We start from the raw sequence: 15950 nt of genomic DNA, 5'->3' as shown, positions 1-15950 counted from the left end.
ACTGTTTTGGCTCTTAACGTGTCTCGCGCACGGTCAGCCACGCGCTGGCCGCGCCGCTGAGCACGATGGCGGCAATGCCCGCCAGCGACCACGCGTCGGGCACGTGGCGGTACACCAGCCAGCCCGCCAGCATCGCAAAGCCGATCTGCGAATACAAAAACGGCGCAATCGTCACGGGTGTGGTGCGCGCATAAGCGTTGAGCAGCAGCATGTGGCCCACCGCGCTCGACAGGCCCATGGTGAACATGCCCACCCACAGCCATGGGTCGGTGATGGACTGCCACACAAACGGCACCCCCAGCGACACCAGCGCCGTGGCGATCCAGCTGGTGTAGAGCTGGGTGGTGGCGGGGCTCTCGTGCCCGGCCATCTTGCTGCTGATGACTTGGTAACCCGTGCCCGAGGCCAGCAGGCACAGCGGCCACAGCAGAGCCCAGGTGAAGGCGTCGCTGCCTGGGCGGATGATGGCCAGCGTGCCCGTGAGGCCCATCGCCACCAGCAGCCAGCGCCAGGCGCTCACACGCTGGTGCAGCCACAGCGCGGCCACCACCGTCACGCACAGCGGCGTGGTCGCCACCACGGCCGTGAACTCGGGCAGTGGCATGTGCATGATGCTGATGAAGCCAAACAGGCTGGTGGCCGTGAACAGCGCCCCGCGCAGGGCCTGAAAGCGCGGCTGTGTGGTGCGCAGTGCGGTCAGCCCCTCGCGGTGCAGCACAAAGGCCGTGGTCAGCACCGACTGGAACAGGTAGCGCATCCACAGCGCCATCAGCAGCGGCACGCCCACGCTCACCAGCTTGGTGGCGGTGTCCAGCAGCGCAAAACAGGCGCAGGCCACCACGGTCAGCACGATGCCCACCAGGGCTGAGCGCCGCCGGGTGCGGCGGGCCTGCAGGTCGTCGGCGGCGAGGGGCGGGGGGCTCACGGTGTGCTGCGCGCGCGCTCCAGCAGCATCGCGTCGCCATAGCTGAAGAATCGGTACTGCTGCGCCATCGCGTGGCGGTACAGGCCCATGATGTGGGCGTAGCCCGCGAAGGCGCTCACCAGCATCATCAGCGTGCTCTTGGGCAGGTGGAAGTTGGTGATCAGCACATCCACCACCTGGAAGCCAAAGCCCGGGGTGATGAAGATGTTGGTGTCGCCCGTGGCCTGGCCGGTTCTGGCCCAGGATTCGAGCGTGCGCACGGTGGTGGTGCCCACGGCCACCACGCGGCCACCGCGCTGGCGGCAGCGCTCCAGCGCGGCCAGCGTGGCCAGGGGCACTTCGTACCACTCGCTGTGCATCTGGTGCTCGGCCAGGTTTTCGGTCTTGCAGGGCTGGAAGGTGCCAGCGCCCACATGCAGGGTGACGCTGGCGCGCTCGATGCCGCGCGCGGCCAGGTCGGCCAACACGCCTTCGTCAAAGTGCAGTGCGGCGGTGGGGGCGGCCACGGCGCCGGGCGCGCGTGCGAACACCGTCTGGTAGCGCTGGCTGTCCTCGGCCTCGTCGGGGTCGTGGTCGGTGTTCTGGTGGCGTTCGATGTAGGGCGGCAGCGGCAGGTGGCCGTGGCGGTCCATCAGCGCCCAGGGCGATTCGCCTGCCGGGCCGTGCAACGCAAAGCGGAACAGCGGGCCGTCCTCGGTGGGCCAGCGGCCGAGCAGCTGCGCGTCAAAGCCCCCTGCCTTGCGGCCCCCGGCCATGTGCACCACGCTGCCGGGCAGGGGCTTTTTGCTGACCTTCATGTGGGCCACGACTTCGTTGCCGGGGTTGCCGGCCTCGGCGGGCAGCACGCGCTCGATCAGCAGCTCCAGCTTGCCGCCGCTGGCCTTCTCGCCAAAGATGCGCGCCTTGACCACGCGCGTGTCGTTGAACACCAGCAGGTCACCCGCGCGCAGCAGGCCGGGCAGCTCGCGAAAGATGCGGTCCACGGGCTGCATGGCGCGGCCGTCGAGCAGGCGCGAGGCGCTGCGCTCGGGGGCAGGGTGCTGGGCAATGAGTTCGGGGGGCAGCGAGAAGTCGAAGTCGCTGAGGGTGAACACGCGGGGTGTTGCGGGCGCACTGGCTGCGCCGCTGGAGAGATCAGTCATCGTGCTTGAGGGCCGAACGGGCCCGTGCCAAGGTAAAAATTGCGGAAGGCGCGATTGTCCCACGGGGCTGCGCGCCCTGCAGACTCCTGGGACTATGGCTGGGTTGTGAACGCCACGGGCTCTGGCACGCCGTGCACCAGCCGCTGCACGTCATCGGCCTGGGCCAGCGTGGTGCCCGGGTGCAGCAAGGCCGCAGCACCGGCTGCCACGCCCCAGCGCAGTGCCTCGGCAGGGGCATCGCCCCGGTCCAGCGCCCACACCAAGGCGGCCAGAAAACAGTCGCCCGCGCCTGTGGTGCCGGTGGTGGCGGGCACGTTGAGGGCTGGCGACTGCCACACGCCCTCGCGCGTGGCCAGCACGGCGCCTTGTTCACCCAGTGACAGAGCCACCGTCTCGGCCGCGCCGCTGTGAACCAACGACTGGGCGGCGGCGCACCAGTCGGCTGCGTGCTCCAGGGGCTGTTGCATCACATCGCGCAGCTCGCGCAGGCTGGGCTTGACCAGGGCCACACCGGCCTGCAGCGCGGCCGCCAGCGGCGGGCCCGACGTGTCGATGGCCACGCGCATGTTCCGCCCGCGCAGGGCCTGTGCCAGTTGGGCGTAGAAGTTGTCGGGTGTGCCTGGTGGCAGGCTGCCACTGGCAATGAGCCAGCGCGGCGGCGGGGTGTATGCCGTCAGTGCATCCAGGCAGGCCTGCCACTCGTTGGCTAGCAATGTGGGGCCGGGCAGCACAAACCGAAATTCCTGGCCCGTGCTGGTCTCGACCACCGAGAAGTTCTCGCGCGTGTCGCCCGCAATGCCCTGCAACCGCGTGGGTACGCCCTCATGGGCCAGCAACTGCTGCACCTGCGCGCCCGCCGCGCCACCCATCAATGCCCAGGCCAACACATCGGCGCCCAGCCGGTGCAGCACACGGGCCACGTTGATGCCACCACCACCCGCAAACCGCTGCACCGGGCCGCAGCGCAGCTTGTGGGTGGGCGCAATGTGGTCGGTGGTGGTTGCCAGGTCGAGGGCGGGGTTCAGCGTCAGGGTGATCAGTGCCGACATGGACTACCAGACTTTGTCAGTAAAGCCTGACCACAGTTCGTTCAGGTCTGGAAAGTGCCACTTCTCAGGGTCTTCGCGCGCCACGATTTTTTCATTGCAGTCCGGGGCGGCCAGATTCACCATCTCGGGCGGGATGCGCAGGTCGGACTTGGTCGAGAAGAACACCTTGACCATGGGAGTGGTGAGCGCCGTGGCGGACTGCTCCGTCACCACGCCAATGCGCCCCGAGGTCAGCCGCACCAGCGAGCCCACGGGGTAGATACCGATGCTTTTGACAAAGGCTTGGAAGATGCGGGCGTCAAAGTGGTCCTTGGTCCACTCGGCCATGCGGCGCAGCGACTCGGCCGGGTCCCAGCCGCGTTTGTAGGGCCGGTCGGAGGTGATGGCGTCGTACACGTCGCAGACGGCCGTCATGCGGGCGATCACGCTGATGCCTTCGCCCTGCAGCTTGTCGGGGTAGCCCGAGCCGTCCACCTTTTCATGGTGGTGCAGGCAGGCGTCCAGCACCGCATCAGGCACGTTGCCGCCCTCCTTGAGCATGTGGTAGCCCTCCACGGGGTGGCTGCGCACCACGGCGAACTCCTGGTCGGTGAGCTTGCCGGGCTTGTTGAGCACGGCCAGCGGGATGGCGGCCTTGCCCAGGTCGTGCAGCAGGCCCGCCATGCCGGCGAGCCGCTGCTGGTCTTCCTTGAGCTTGAGCTGCTTGGCCAGCGCCACCATGAGCGCGCACACGGCCACCGAATGCATGTAGGTGTAGTCGTCGGCGGTTTTGAGCCGCGCCAGGCTGATGAGCGCGCCGGGGTTGCGGGTGACGGAGTCCGAAATCTCCTCCACCAGGCTCTGTGCGCCTGCCGAGTCCACCGCGCGGCCCATGCGCGCTTCGTTGAACATGGAGACCACCGCCTCCTTGGACTTCACGCAGATGGCGGCAGCCATCTTGAGCTCGCTGTGCATGTCCGCCGGTCTGCGGTCCCGCTTGGGGGGCGGTGGGGGCGGCGGTAGCTTCACCTTGACGGGCGGCAGGTCCTCCAGGCGGCTGAAGTCGGTCTCGATCTGCGCATCGACTTCTTCGCGCGACATCGACGCGGTGCCCACGGCCACATCCAGGCCCTTGTCGGTGTCGATCCAGATTTCCTGGATGGCTGTGGCCTGAATGCGTTCCAAGTCCTTGGGGTCCTTGAGCAGGAACTTGGCCTTCCAGAAGGGGTGGTCCATCCACGAGCCGCAAAACTCGTGCAGGTACATGCCCAGGGTAAGGTGTTGGATGTGGATGCGTTTGAGCATGGCGATAACCCGGGACTCGAAAACACGCCGTGTTCAGGCGTTAGTGTTGGTAACCATGGTAGCCTTTTCGGGCTGCGATCTGCGCTCGTTTTCCCTAGCAATTTGCTCCACATGCCCGCCGCCACCCCTGCACCGACCAAAACCACTGCGCTCGCGGCCGCCCCGGCAGCGCGCAGCCAGGGCGCAGCCTCGGTGGCACAAAAGGCGCTGCAGAAACTGGGGCTGCGCCGCGACATCGACCTGGCCCTGCACCTGCCCCTGCGCTATGAGGATGAAACCCGCATCACCCCGCTGGCCAATGCACGCGACGGGCAGATGGTGCAGATCGAAGCCACGGTGATGGCCAGCGAGATTCAGCTACGCCCGCGTCGCCAGTTGCTGGTGCAGGTGCAGGACGACACGGGCAGCTGCGAGCTGCGCTTTTTCAGCTTCTACCCCTCGCACCAGAAGACCCTGGCGGTGGGGGCGCGCCTGCGCATCCGGGGCGAGGTCAAGGGCGGCTTCTGGGGCCGGCAGATGCTGCACCCGGCGTTTCGCGTGGCCGGGGGCGAGTTGCCTGCGGCACTGACGCCGGTGTACCCCACGACGGCGGGGCTGCCTCAGCCTTACCTGCGCCGTGCCGTGGTCAGTGCGCTGATGCGGGTGGATCTGTCAGACACCCTGCCACCCGGCGCGGAGCCGCCGCTGGCGCGGTTTTATGGCCCGAATGGCCTGCAGCGCTTATTCAGCTTGCGCGAGGCGCTCACTTTTTTGCACCACCCTACGCCCGATGTGGCGCTTTCCACGCTGGAGGACCACAGCCACCCCGCTTGGCAGCGCCTGAAGGCTGAGGAGCTGTTGGCCCAGCAGCTATCGCAGCAGCAGTCGCGGCGCGAACGCGACATGCTGCGCGCGCCGGTGCTGCGGCCCCGGCACGGCGCCGACGGTGCCTTGCCGCTGCATGAGCAGTTGCTGGCCGTGCTGCCGTTTGACCTGACCGCCGCCCAGCGCCGTGTGGGCGAGGAAATCGCAGCCGACCTGGCCCGCCAGGTGCCCATGCACCGCCTGCTGCAGGGCGATGTCGGGTCGGGCAAAACCGTGGTGTCGGCTCTGGCTGCTTGCCTGGCCATGGACGCGGGCTGGCAGTGCGCGCTGATGGCGCCCACCGAAATCCTGGCTGAGCAACATTTCGCCAAGATGATCGGCTGGCTCGAACCCTTGCTGGCCGCACGCGGCCGCAAAGTGGCCTGGCTGGTGGGTGGGCAGAAGAAGAAAGACCGCACCGCCATGCTGGCGCTGGTGGCCAGCGGCGAGGCCGCGCTGGTGGTGGGCACCCACGCCGTGATCCAGGAGCAGGTGCAGTTCAAGAACCTGGCGCTGGCCATCATCGACGAGCAGCACCGCTTTGGTGTGGCGCAGCGGCTGGCGCTGCGGCAAAAGCTCGCCGCCCATGGCATGGAGCCGCACATGCTCATGATGAGCGCCACGCCCATCCCGCGCACCCTGGCCATGAGCTACTACGCCGACCTGGATGTGTCCGTCATCGACGAGCTGCCCCCGGGCCGCACGCCCATCGTCACCAAGCTCATCGCCGACAGCCGCAAGGACGAGGTCATCGCACGCATCGGCGCGCAGGTGGAGGCCGGGCGGCAGGTGTACTGGGTGTGCCCGCTGATCGAAGAGAGCGAGGCGCTGGACCTGAGTAACGCCACCGCCACGCATGCCGATCTGAGCGAAGCCTTGCCGGGCTGCATGGTCGGCCTGCTGCACTCGCGCATGCCCACCGCCGAGAAGAAGGCGGTGATGGCGCTGTTCACCAGCGGCCAGATGGGCGTGCTGGTCAGCACCACCGTGATTGAAGTGGGGGTGGACGTGCCCAATGCCTCGCTCATGGTCATCGAACATGCCGAGCGGTTTGGCCTTTCCCAACTGCACCAGCTGCGCGGCCGGGTGGGGCGGGGTGCGGCGGCCTCGGCGTGTGTGCTGCTGTATGCCACCAACGACAGCGGCCGCGTGGGCGAAACCGCCAAGGAGCGCCTGCGCGCCATGGCCGAAACCAACGACGGCTTCGAGATCGCCCGGCGCGACCTGGAGATTCGCGGTCCCGGTGAGTTTCTGGGTGCCCGCCAGTCGGGCGATGCATTGCTGCGATTTGCCGACCTGGCGACCGACACGCATCTGCTCGAATGGGCGCGCGAACTGGCGCCGCAGATGCTGGACCGCTATCCTGAACTGGCGGCGAAACATGTGGCGCGCTGGTTGGGAGGAAAATCGGACTATCTCAAGGCATGAGACGCTCAGACCCACACTGACGTGGCCCGCAGGAACACACCATGACCCTCACCGAACTCAAGTACATCGTTGCGGTGGCCCGCGAGAAGCACTTTGGCCATGCGGCCGATGCCTGCTATGTGTCGCAACCCACACTCTCTGTGGCCATCAAGAAGCTGGAAGAAGAGCTGGACGTGAAGCTGTTCGAGCGCAGCGCGGGCGAGGTGACGGTGACGCCGCTGGGCGAAGACATCGTGCGCCAGGCGCAAAGCGTGCTGGAACAGGCAGCGGCCATCAAGGAAATCGCCAAGCGCGGCAAGGACCCGCTGGCCGGGCCGCTCACGCTGGGCGTGATCTACACCATTGGCCCTTATTTGTTGCCCGAGCTGGTGCGCCAGTCCATCACGCGCACGCCGCAAATGCCGCTGATGCTGCAGGAGAACTTCACCGTCAAGCTGCTGGAGATGCTGCGCACCGGCGAGATCGACTGCGCCATCCTGGCCGAGCCCTTCCCCGACACCGGCCTGGCCATGGCGCCGCTGTATGACGAGCCCTTCATGGCGGCTGTGCCCAGCACGCATCCGCTGGCGGCCAAGAAGTCGGTCACGGCCGCCGAGTTGAAAAACGAAACCATGCTGCTGCTGGGCGCGGGCCACTGCTTTCGCGACCATGTGCTGGAGGTCTGCCCCGAGTTTGCGCGTTTTGCGAGCAATGCCGAGGGCATCCGCAAGTCGTTCGAGGGCTCGTCGCTGGAGACCATCAAGCACATGGTGGCGGCTGGCATGGGGGTGACGCTGGTGCCACGCCTGTCGGTGCCGCGCGATGCGCTGCTCACGGTGTCGCGCCGCCGCAAGAGCGACGAGACCTACATCCGTTACCTGCCCATCCGCGAAGAGGACGGCGGCCCGCCACCCATGCGCCGCGTGGTGCTGGCCTGGCGCCGCAGCTTCACGCGCTACGAGGCCATTGCGGCCCTGCGCAATGCCATCTATGCGTGTGAGCTGCCAGGCGTGACACGGCTGTCCTGACCGGGCCGTCGGGCATCGATTGGCCACCGGGAATCGGCGCTACACTCCCGCCGCCCCTGCGCAGGTCCACCCGGCCTGGGCAGGCCATGCTCCACGGCGCCCTCTGCCCATCGGCGGTCGGTGCCTTTGCCCCCACAAGAGGTTCCTATGAAAATGCTTTGGCTCACCGCCACGCTGGTTGCCGCCCTGACGGCGTGCTCTACCCCCACCACCCCACCCGCAGCCCAGACGCTGAAGAAGCCTGCGCTCGACCGCATTGCAGCGGCGCCTGCCGCCGCTGCCGCAGTGGACTTCCGCCAGTTCCTGGCGCTGGCCGCACAGATGCAGCCGCAGTTGCAGACCGCCGTGTCGGCTTATCTGGCCCACAAGCCCTTGGCGGGTGATGACCTAGTCAATATCAGCCGCTTGCTGGGCCTGCACAACCGCTTGCGCAACCAGGCGGCGGTGATCGCCGCCACGGCGAAGATGGTGGCCATTCCCACGGTGCGCGCCGACAAGGTGCCACCGCACGAAGACAAACACATCATCGCCTTCGGTGCCTTGGTCGAAGGGATGGCCAAGGACTTTGGCCTGCAATACCGCAACGTGGACAACCGCATCTTTGAAGTGAAGTTGCCCGGCAGCGGCCCCGAAGAGTTCGGCATCCTGACCCACGCCGACGTGGTGCCCGTGGTGGCCGACGAATGGGTGCTGGACGACGGCACCAAGCTCGACCCCTTCAAGCTGACCCGCGTGGGTGGCAACCTGTACGGCAGGGGCTCCATTGACGACAAGGGCTCCATCGCCACCGTGCTGTACGCCATGAAGGCGGTGAAGGAAAGCGGTCTGCCGCTGGCCCGCACCATCCGCCTCATGATCGAGACCACCGAAGAAACCGGTGGTGACGCGATGAAGTACTACCGTGCCAAGACGTCGCTGCCTGAGTACAACATCGTGCTCGACAGCAAATACCCCGCCGTGGTGGCTGAGAAGGGGTCTGGCGCGCTGCGCACCACCTTCGCCCTGGGTGCCGCAGCTGGTAGCCAGCCCACCATCGTGGCCATGGCTGGCGCCGCATCGGCCAATGCTGTGCCCCAGACAGCCACGGCCCGCCTGCGTGGCGGCAATGCCGACGCCACCGCCCGCCAGCTCAGCGCTGCCAAGGACGCCTTTATCGGCAAATACACCGGCCAGGGCGGCAAGTTCAGCATCGATGTGGCGCGTGAAGGCGCAGACGTGCTGGTCAAGGTCACGGGCGTCTCGGCCCACGGCTCGCGCCCTGAAGAAGGCGTGAACCCGCTGCCGCGTCTGGCGCTGTTCCTGCAGCAATCGGGCATTTCGGTGGCGGCCAATGGCTATGCCCAGGCAGCGAAATACATCGCTGACCTGTATGGCGTGGACTACCTGGGCCGCACCATCGGCCTGGCCTACAGCGACGACTTCATGGGCCCGCTGACCATGTCGCCCAACCTGATCCGTGAGAAAGACGGCAAGGTCGATGTGCTGGTGAACGTGCGCATGCCCCGTGGCAACACGCCCGAGGCCCTGGCCAAGGCCACCACCGAACGCATCAAGGCCTGGGGCACCCAGGCTGGCGTGGCGGTCGAGGTGGAGCACAACCAAGGCAACTGGATGGCCCGCGACCCCAAGGGCGCCTGGCTGGCCACGCTGCTCAACACCTTTGGCGACACCACGGGCTTGCCTGCGCAGCCTGTGCCCACCGCTGGCAGCACCACGGCCAAGCTGATGCCCAACGCCATCAACTTTGGTCCCGCCATGCCCGGCAAAAAGTACACGGCCCACAACGCCAAGGAGTTCAAGGAAGTGGTGGACCTGGACGCGGACATGCAGATGTTCACCGAGATGCTGGTGCGCATCGGCAACCTGCCGCAAATGCAGTGAGCCTGCGGGTGGGGGCCACCCGTGTGTTTTCTGGGCTCCGGTTCTTGATCCAGGTGCAAGACATCGGCATCGGCTGACAGGCGATGCCGATGTCTTGAGCTACAGTGGCTAAGGACTCCGCGCGCAGCGCTCATACGGGCCAGCCAGCGCGGGGCGTTTCATGTTTCAGCACGGAAGGACCCCCATGGCCAAAGCTCCTGGCAAAGCCGCAACCGGCAAAACCTCTGCCCCCAGCATCAACATCGGCATCAGCGACAAGGATCGCGCTGCCATCGCCCAGGGCCTGTCGCGCCTGCTGGCCGACACGTACACCCTGTACCTCACCACCCACAACTTCCACTGGAACGTGACGGGCCCCATGTTCAACACGCTGCACACCATGTTCATGGCGCAGTACACCGAGCTGTGGAACGCGGTGGACCCGATTGCCGAGCGCATCCGTTCTCTGGGCCATGTGGCGCCCGGCTCGTATGCCGAGTTTGGCAAGCTGGCGACGGTGCCCGACGCGCCCGCCAAGCCGCCCAAGGCGCTGGACATGGTGCGTGTGCTGGTCGAAGGCCACGAGGCCGTGGCCCGTACTGCGCGCAGCCTGTTTCCTCTGGCCGACAAGGCCAGCGACGAGCCCACGGCCGACCTGCTGACCCAGCGCCTGACGGTGCACGAGCAGACAGCGTGGATGCTGCGCTCGCTGCTCGAAGAGTAAACACTCACCGCGAGGTGAACCCAACGCCCGGTGGCTGCAAGGCCCCGGGCGTTTTTCTTGCCGGGCCTGCATCTGGGAAAATTCCGCCCCATGACCGCTACCACCACAGCTTCCCGCAGCCGCTTTTCGCTCTACCTCGATCTGATCCGCTGGGACCGCCCCGCCGGCTGGCTGGTGTGCCTGTGGCCCACGCTCAGTGCTCTGTGGATTGCGGCCGACGGGTTTCCGGGCTGGCACCTGCTGTTGGTGTTTGTGCTGGGCACCTTCCTCATGCGCAGCGCAGGCTGCTGCGTGAACGACGTGGCCGACCGCGACTTTGACAAACACGTCAAGCGCACGGCGCAGCGCCCGGTCACGACCGGTGCGGTGTCGGTGAAAGAGGCGCTGGGCCTGGGGGTGGTGCTCGCGCTCGTGTCGTTTGGCCTGGTGCTCACCACCAACACCGCCGCCATTGCCTGGTCGGTGCCCGCCGTGCTGGTGGCCATTGCCTACCCGTTCACCAAACGCATCATTTCCATGCCCCAGGCGGTGCTGGGTATTGCGTTCAACTTCGGCATCGTCATTGCGTTTGCCGCCGTGCAGGGCCAGGTGCCTGCGGTGGCCTGGTGGATGTGGCTGGGCAACATGTTCTGGGTGCTGGCCTATGACACTGAATACGCCATGGTGGACCGCGACGACGACCTGAAGATCGGCATCAAAACCTCGGCCATCACCCTCGGGCGGTTGGATGTGGCCGCCATCACGGCCTTTTATCTGCTTTTTTTGGGTATTTGGGCTGTGGCGCTACAACCATATGCATTGGGTGCTATTTTTTATATAGCGTTGGCAGTGGCGCTGGCCCAGGCCGTGTGGCACTTCACACTGATCCGCACCCGCACCCGCGAGGGTTGCTTCAAGGCGTTTCGCATCAACCACTGGCTGGGTGCCACGGTGTTTGCGGGTATAGCGGGCAGCTACCTGGTGCGGTCGATACTCACAAATTGATAGCTTCTAGTGCTTGATGGATAAGCGCTGAGGGCCCAAAAGGCTTGAAATATTGTTCACGACCCCGGGTGGAGTCGTGAACCGGGGCCAAAGGCAGGGGGTCAGGCGCCGAACTCGTTCCCGAGTTCGTTGGCGCGCTTTTCGGCGGCGCGCATGGCGGCCTCGAACGCCTGCGACACGCCGCTGGCCTCCATCGACTGCAGGGCCGCATAGGTGGTGCCGCCCTTGGACGTGACGCGTTCGCGCAGCACGGCTGGGGGCTCGTCGGAGCGGCGGGCCAGCTCCGAGGCGCCCACAAACGTACCCACGGCCAGCTGGTGCGCCTGCTGCTCGGACAGGCCCATGCCCACCCCCGCACGCGTCATGGCTTCGAGGAAATAGAACACATAGGCCGGGCCCGAGCCCGAGAGGGCGGTGACGGCGTCGAGCTGGGTTTCGCTATCGACCCACAGGAACTCGCCCGTGGACGCCATGATGGCTTCCACACTCTGGCGCTCGGCGCTGGTCACGGCGGGGCGCGCGTAGATCGCGCTCATGCCCTTGCCCACCAGCGCGGGCGTGTTGGGCATGGTGCGCACGATGCGCTCGGTACCCAGCCACTGGGCAATGCTGTCCGAGCGGATGCCGGCGGCCACGCTCAGGTGCAGGGCCTGCTGCGTGTGGGCCTTGGCCTGTGCGGCGGCGTCCTTGAATGTCTGGGGCTTGACCGCCCAGACCACGATGCTGGCGCGCTGCAGCGTGGGGCCCGCCTCGGGTTGCGCCGTGAGGCCAAAGTTCTTGAGCAGCGCCTCGCGTGTGGGGGCATAGGGCTCGACCACTTCGATCTGGCTGGCCGGGTGGCCCTGGTGGATCAGTCCACCAATGATGGCGCTGGCCATGTTGCCGCCGCCGATGAAGGCGATGGTGGGGAGGGAGGAGTTTGCTGTGGCTGGAGCGGGGGAGGTCATTTTGCGGGCAGGCTGGAAAGGGAGAGCTGATGGTAGCGCCGCTAGACCTATGAGTTGCTCGAAGACTCGTGCAACTGGCGCGGCCAAAGCCAGTGCTCCCGCGCAAGGGCCGCCCCGCCGCGCTGGGAGCGTCCCCCTCCGCGAGCAAAGCGAAGCAGAGAGGGGGAAGGCGCGCAGCGCCTCAGGGGGAGCTACTCAGCTACTGTTTGCCGCACCGCGTGTTCCCAGTGGGCCATCAGCTCCTGCGCGCGGGCGCTGCTCAGCGTGGGCACAAAACGGCGGTCGGCACGCCACAGGTGGGAGAGCTCGCTGGTGCTGGCGTACACGCCGCTCGACAGCCCCGCCAGGTAGGCAGCGCCCAGCGCCGTGGTTTCGATGACGGCGGGGCGCACCACCGGGATGCCCAGCAGGTCGGCCTGAAACTGCATCAGCAGATCGTTGATACAGGCGCCGCCATCCACGCGCAGTTCGCTGACCGGGGCGCCACCTGCGGCCACGGCATCGCGGCTCATGGCCAGCAGCAGGGCGGCGCTTTGGTACGCAATGCTCTCCAGCGCCGCGCGGGCGATGTGGCCCAGCGTGGTGCCGCGCGTGAGGCCCGTGATGGTGCCGCGCGAGTCGGGCTTCCAGTACGGGGCGCCCAGGCCGGTGAAGGCGGGCACCATCATCACGCCGCCCGAGTCGGGCACGCTTTGCGCCAGCGACTCGACCTCGTTGCTGGTGGAGATGGCCCGCAGACCATCGCGCAGCCACTGCACCACGGCCCCGCCGACAAAGACGCTGCCTTCCATGGCGAACTCGGGCTGTGCCGTGGCCTGCGCTGCACTGGTGGTGAGCAGGCCGTTCTGCGAGGTTTGGAACGTGCCGCCCGTGTGCATCAGCATGAAGCAGCCCGTGCCATAGGTGTTCTTGGCCATACCGGCGGTAAAGCACGCCTGGCCGAACAGCGCGCTTTGCTGGTCGCCCGCCACACCGCCGATGCGGATGCTGTGGCCGAGCAGGTCGGCCGCCGTGTCGCCAAAGTGGGCGGCCGAGGGCAGTACCTCGGGCAGCAGCGCCTTGGGGATGCGCAGCAACGCCAGCAGCTCATCGTCCCACTGGTTGGTATGCACATTGAACAGCATGGTGCGCGAGGCATTGCTCACATCCGTCACATGCACCTGGCCGTGGGTGAGCTTCCACATCAGCCAGCTGTCCACCGTGCCAAAGGCCAGCTCGCCGCGCTCGGCTGCGTCGCGCGCACCGGGCACGTGGTCCAGCATCCATTGCAGCTTGGTGCCCGAGAAGTAGGCGTCCACCAGCAAGCCCGTCTTGGCCTGGATGGTGGCGGCATGGCCCTGTTCGCGCAGCTGGGCGCAGGCGGGCTCGGCGCGCCTGTCTTGCCACACGATGGCGTGGTGCACTGGCTGGCCGGTTTGGCGGTTCCACAGCACGGTGGTCTCGCGCTGGTTGGTGATGCCCACGGCGCGTATGGCGCTGGCCGAGATACCTGCCTTGGCCAACGCATCGCGCGCGGTGGCGAGCTGGGTGCGCCAGATATCCAGCGGGTCGTGCTCCACCCAGCCGGGCTGGGGGTAGATCTGTGGCAATTCGAGCTGCGCCTGCGCCACGATGTGGCCGCCTTCGTCAAAAACGATGCTGCGGGAGCTGGAGGTGCCTTGGTCGAGGGCGAGCAGGTAGGTCATGAGGGCAAAGGATAGGGGAAGCTACGCAGCGACCGTGCAGATGACTTCAGCATCTTGCAACAGCGCCGGGAAGGGTTCTGGTGGCGGTGCATCGGTGAACAGGCGGTCGATCTGCGCCAGCGTGGCCAGTTGCACCATGGCCGGGCGGTTGAACTTGCTGTGGTCGGCCGCCAGCCAGACCTCGCGCGACTGCTCGATGATGGTTTGCGCCACCTTCACTTCGCGGTAGTCGAAGTCGCGCAGCGATCCATCGGGCTCGATGCCCGAGATGCCGATGAGCGCAATGTCCACCTTGAACTGGCGGATGAAGTCCACAGCGGCTTCGCCCACGATGCCCCGGTCGCGGGCACGCACCACGCCACCAGCCACGATCACCTCGCACTCGGGGTTGCCGCTCAGGATGGCCGCCACGTTCAGGTTGTTGGTGATCACGCGCAGGCCCCGGTGGTGCAGCAGCGCCTTGGCAATGGCTTCGGTGGTGGTGCCGATGTTCAGGATCAGCGAGCAGTCGTTGGGCACTTGTTCGGCCACGGCACGCGCAATGCGCGCCTTGCCTTCGGCATGCAGGGTCTCTCGCTGGGTGTGGGCCAGGTTCTCCACGGTGGAGCTGGGCACGCGCACGCCACCATGAAAGCGCGTGAGCAGGCCGGACTCTGCCAGGCGCTGCACATCACGGCGCACGGTCTGCAGGGTCACGCCCAGGGTGTCTGCCAGTTGTTCCACCGTGGCGGACTTGCGCGCGCGGACTTCTTCGAGAAGCAGCAGTTGTCGGGGGTTCGTATTCACGCGAATCAATCGGCTTATGGGGTGGAGATACTTTAAATCGAACAAAAAGGAACCTGTTAAGGGTAAACCTTGATTCAATACGATCAAAAAAGAACAAAAATGAACGAAATCGAAAACGAGAGGGCCTGCTGTGTCTGATGAGGCGGCAGCGCCCCATTCATCAGGCCCTCGGGCGACAAAGAAAGGTTGCGTGATGCAGCTGGCATTGGACAGCATCAGCAAGAAGGTGGGGGCGCAGACCTGGCTGTATGACATGAGCCTGGCGCTCCAGAGTGGCGCCGTCACGGTGCTGCTGGGCGCCACGCAGGCGGGCAAGACCAGCCTCATGCGCATCATGGCCGGGCTGGATACGCCCACCTCGGGCACCGTCAAGGTCGATGGCGTGGATGTGACCGGCATGCCCGTGCGCGACCGCAATGTGGCCATGGTGTACCAGCAATTCATCAACTACCCCTCGATGAAGGTGGCGGCCAACATTGCGTCGCCCCTGAAGCTGCGCGGCGAAAAGAACATCGACGCCCGGGTGCGCGAGATCGCCAGCCGTTTGCACATCGACATGTTTCTGGACCGCTACCCGGCCGAACTTTCGGGCGGGCAGCAGCAGCGCGTGGCACTGGCCCGTGCCTTGGCCAAGGGCGCGCCGCTGATGTTGCTGGACGAACCCCTGGTGAACCTGGACTACAAGCTGCGCGAAGAGCTGCGCGAGGAACTGACCCAGCTGTTTGCAGCCGGTCAGTCCACCGTGGTCTATGCCACCACCGAGCCGGGCGAGGCGCTGCTGCTGGGCGGCTACACCGCTGTGCTCGACGAAGGTCAGTTGCTGCAGTACGGCCCCACGGCCGAGGTGTTCCATGCGCCCAACTCGCTGCGTGTGGCGCGTGCCTTCAGCGACCCGCCCATGAATCTCATTGCCGCATCGGCGGTCCCAGGGGGTGTGCGCTTGGAGGGCGACGCAGAACTGGCCGTGCCCCTGTCCCAAGGTGTGGCCACGGCGGCAGGGCTCACGGTGGGTGTGCGCGCCAGTGCGCTGCGCGTGGTGGCGCGCCCGGGCGACATCAGCGTGGGCGGAGTGGTCGAGCTGGCTGAAATTTCGGGCTCGGACACCTTTGTGCACGCGGCCACGCCCTGGGGCGACCTGGTGGCGCAGTTGACCGGGGTGCATTACTTTGAACTGGGCACGCCCATCACGCTGCACCTGGACCCGGCCCAGGCCTATGTGTTTGGTGCTGACGGCCGACTGGCATGGGCGCCCGCGCGCCCGAACGCTGTACAAGGAGGGCGTTGAG

Annotated in this window: 13 protein-coding genes; 6 read left to right on the top strand and 7 right to left on the bottom strand. The window is 66.6% G+C overall.

Going from position 1 to position 15950, the window contains the following annotated elements:
- Positions 1-13: 13 nt before the first annotated feature.
- From OIN59_RS14650 to OIN59_RS14635, 4 genes are all read right to left on the bottom strand, one after another.
- Entirely contained in the window at positions 14-925 is a 912-nt protein-coding gene (locus OIN59_RS14650; RefSeq protein ID WP_274111546.1) for a DMT family transporter, read from the bottom strand.
- Positions 922-2067 (bottom strand): tRNA preQ1(34) S-adenosylmethionine ribosyltransferase-isomerase QueA, encoded by a 1146-nt coding sequence (queA, locus tag OIN59_RS14645; RefSeq protein ID WP_274111544.1) that lies wholly within the window; start codon positions 2065-2067, stop codon positions 922-924. The genes OIN59_RS14650 and queA overlap by 4 nt, the downstream gene beginning before the upstream one ends.
- A gap of 92 nt (positions 2068-2159) precedes the next feature.
- Positions 2160-3116: a 1-phosphofructokinase family hexose kinase gene (locus OIN59_RS14640; protein WP_274111542.1), complete on the bottom strand. Its 957-nt coding sequence runs from the start codon at positions 3114-3116 to the stop codon at positions 2160-2162.
- A gap of 3 nt (positions 3117-3119) precedes the next feature.
- Positions 3120-4400, bottom strand: a complete 1281-nt coding sequence (locus OIN59_RS14635) for an HD-GYP domain-containing protein (RefSeq protein ID WP_274111540.1) — start codon at positions 4398-4400, stop codon at positions 3120-3122.
- 111 nt (positions 4401-4511) lie between these two features.
- Here OIN59_RS14635 and recG point away from each other — a divergent pair, with 111 nt between their 5' ends.
- The 5 genes from recG (at position 4512) to ubiA (ending at position 11246) form a co-directional block, all read left to right on the top strand.
- A complete protein-coding gene (recG, locus tag OIN59_RS14630) occupies positions 4512-6671 on the top strand; it encodes an ATP-dependent DNA helicase RecG (protein ID WP_274111538.1) in 2160 nt (719 codons plus the stop codon).
- Positions 6672-6712: 41 nt separating this feature from the next.
- On the top strand, positions 6713-7678 hold the full coding sequence (locus OIN59_RS14625) for a LysR substrate-binding domain-containing protein (RefSeq protein ID WP_274111536.1): 966 nt from the start codon (positions 6713-6715) through the stop codon (positions 7676-7678).
- A 147-nt stretch (positions 7679-7825) separates the two neighbouring features.
- Positions 7826-9559: a dipeptidase gene (locus tag OIN59_RS14620; RefSeq protein ID WP_274111534.1), complete on the top strand. Its 1734-nt coding sequence runs from the start codon at positions 7826-7828 to the stop codon at positions 9557-9559.
- Between the two features lie 184 nt (positions 9560-9743).
- On the top strand, positions 9744-10262 hold the full coding sequence (locus OIN59_RS14615; protein WP_274111532.1) for a Dps family protein: 519 nt from the start codon (positions 9744-9746) through the stop codon (positions 10260-10262).
- 90 nt (positions 10263-10352) lie between these two features.
- On the top strand, positions 10353-11246 hold the full coding sequence (ubiA, locus tag OIN59_RS14610) for a 4-hydroxybenzoate octaprenyltransferase (RefSeq protein WP_274111531.1): 894 nt from the start codon (positions 10353-10355) through the stop codon (positions 11244-11246).
- A gap of 101 nt (positions 11247-11347) precedes the next feature.
- On the opposite strand, the gene proC is transcribed toward ubiA, so the two are convergent.
- The 3 genes from proC to OIN59_RS14595 form a co-directional block, all read right to left on the bottom strand.
- On the bottom strand, positions 11348-12193 hold the full coding sequence (gene proC, locus OIN59_RS14605; protein WP_274111528.1) for a pyrroline-5-carboxylate reductase: 846 nt from the start codon (positions 12191-12193) through the stop codon (positions 11348-11350).
- 191 nt (positions 12194-12384) lie between these two features.
- Entirely contained in the window at positions 12385-13878 is a 1494-nt protein-coding gene (glpK, locus tag OIN59_RS14600) for a glycerol kinase GlpK (protein ID WP_274111526.1), read from the bottom strand.
- A gap of 21 nt (positions 13879-13899) precedes the next feature.
- Entirely contained in the window at positions 13900-14664 is a 765-nt protein-coding gene (locus OIN59_RS14595; protein WP_274111524.1) for a DeoR/GlpR family DNA-binding transcription regulator, read from the bottom strand.
- A 193-nt stretch (positions 14665-14857) separates the two neighbouring features.
- Here OIN59_RS14595 and OIN59_RS14590 point away from each other — a divergent pair, with 193 nt between their 5' ends.
- A complete protein-coding gene (locus tag OIN59_RS14590) occupies positions 14858-15949 on the top strand; it encodes an ABC transporter ATP-binding protein (RefSeq protein ID WP_274111522.1) in 1092 nt (363 codons plus the stop codon).
- Position 15950 lies beyond the last annotated feature (1 nt).

The sequence above is a fragment of the Acidovorax benzenivorans genome (assembly GCF_028680575.1).
GTDB classification, from domain to species: domain Bacteria; phylum Pseudomonadota; class Gammaproteobacteria; order Burkholderiales; family Burkholderiaceae_C; genus Acidovorax; species Acidovorax benzenivorans.
This window is presented reverse-complemented; position numbering and strand designations above follow the sequence as displayed.

Bases quoted from the DNA above. Each gene is read 5' to 3' on its own strand.
- OIN59_RS14615 (WP_274111532.1), top strand. From the start codon at position 9,744: ATGGCCAAAGCTCCTGGCAAAGCCGCAACCGGCAAAACCTCTGCCCCC.
- glpK (WP_274111526.1), bottom strand. From the start codon at position 13,878: ATGACCTACCTGCTCGCCCTCGACCAAGGCACCTCCAGCTCCCGCAGC.
- OIN59_RS14625 (WP_274111536.1), top strand. From the start codon at position 6,713: ATGACCCTCACCGAACTCAAGTACATCGTTGCGGTGGCCCGCGAGAAG.
- recG (WP_274111538.1), top strand. From the start codon at position 4,512: ATGCCCGCCGCCACCCCTGCACCGACCAAAACCACTGCGCTCGCGGCC.
- proC (WP_274111528.1), bottom strand. From the start codon at position 12,193: ATGACCTCCCCCGCTCCAGCCACAGCAAACTCCTCCCTCCCCACCATC.
- ubiA (WP_274111531.1), top strand. From the start codon at position 10,353: ATGACCGCTACCACCACAGCTTCCCGCAGCCGCTTTTCGCTCTACCTC.
- OIN59_RS14590 (WP_274111522.1), top strand. From the start codon at position 14,858: ATGCAGCTGGCATTGGACAGCATCAGCAAGAAGGTGGGGGCGCAGACC.
- OIN59_RS14640 (WP_274111542.1), bottom strand. From the start codon at position 3,116: ATGTCGGCACTGATCACCCTGACGCTGAACCCCGCCCTCGACCTGGCA.
- OIN59_RS14635 (WP_274111540.1), bottom strand. From the start codon at position 4,400: ATGCTCAAACGCATCCACATCCAACACCTTACCCTGGGCATGTACCTG.
- queA (WP_274111544.1), bottom strand. From the start codon at position 2,067: ATGACTGATCTCTCCAGCGGCGCAGCCAGTGCGCCCGCAACACCCCGC.
- OIN59_RS14620 (WP_274111534.1), top strand. From the start codon at position 7,826: ATGAAAATGCTTTGGCTCACCGCCACGCTGGTTGCCGCCCTGACGGCG.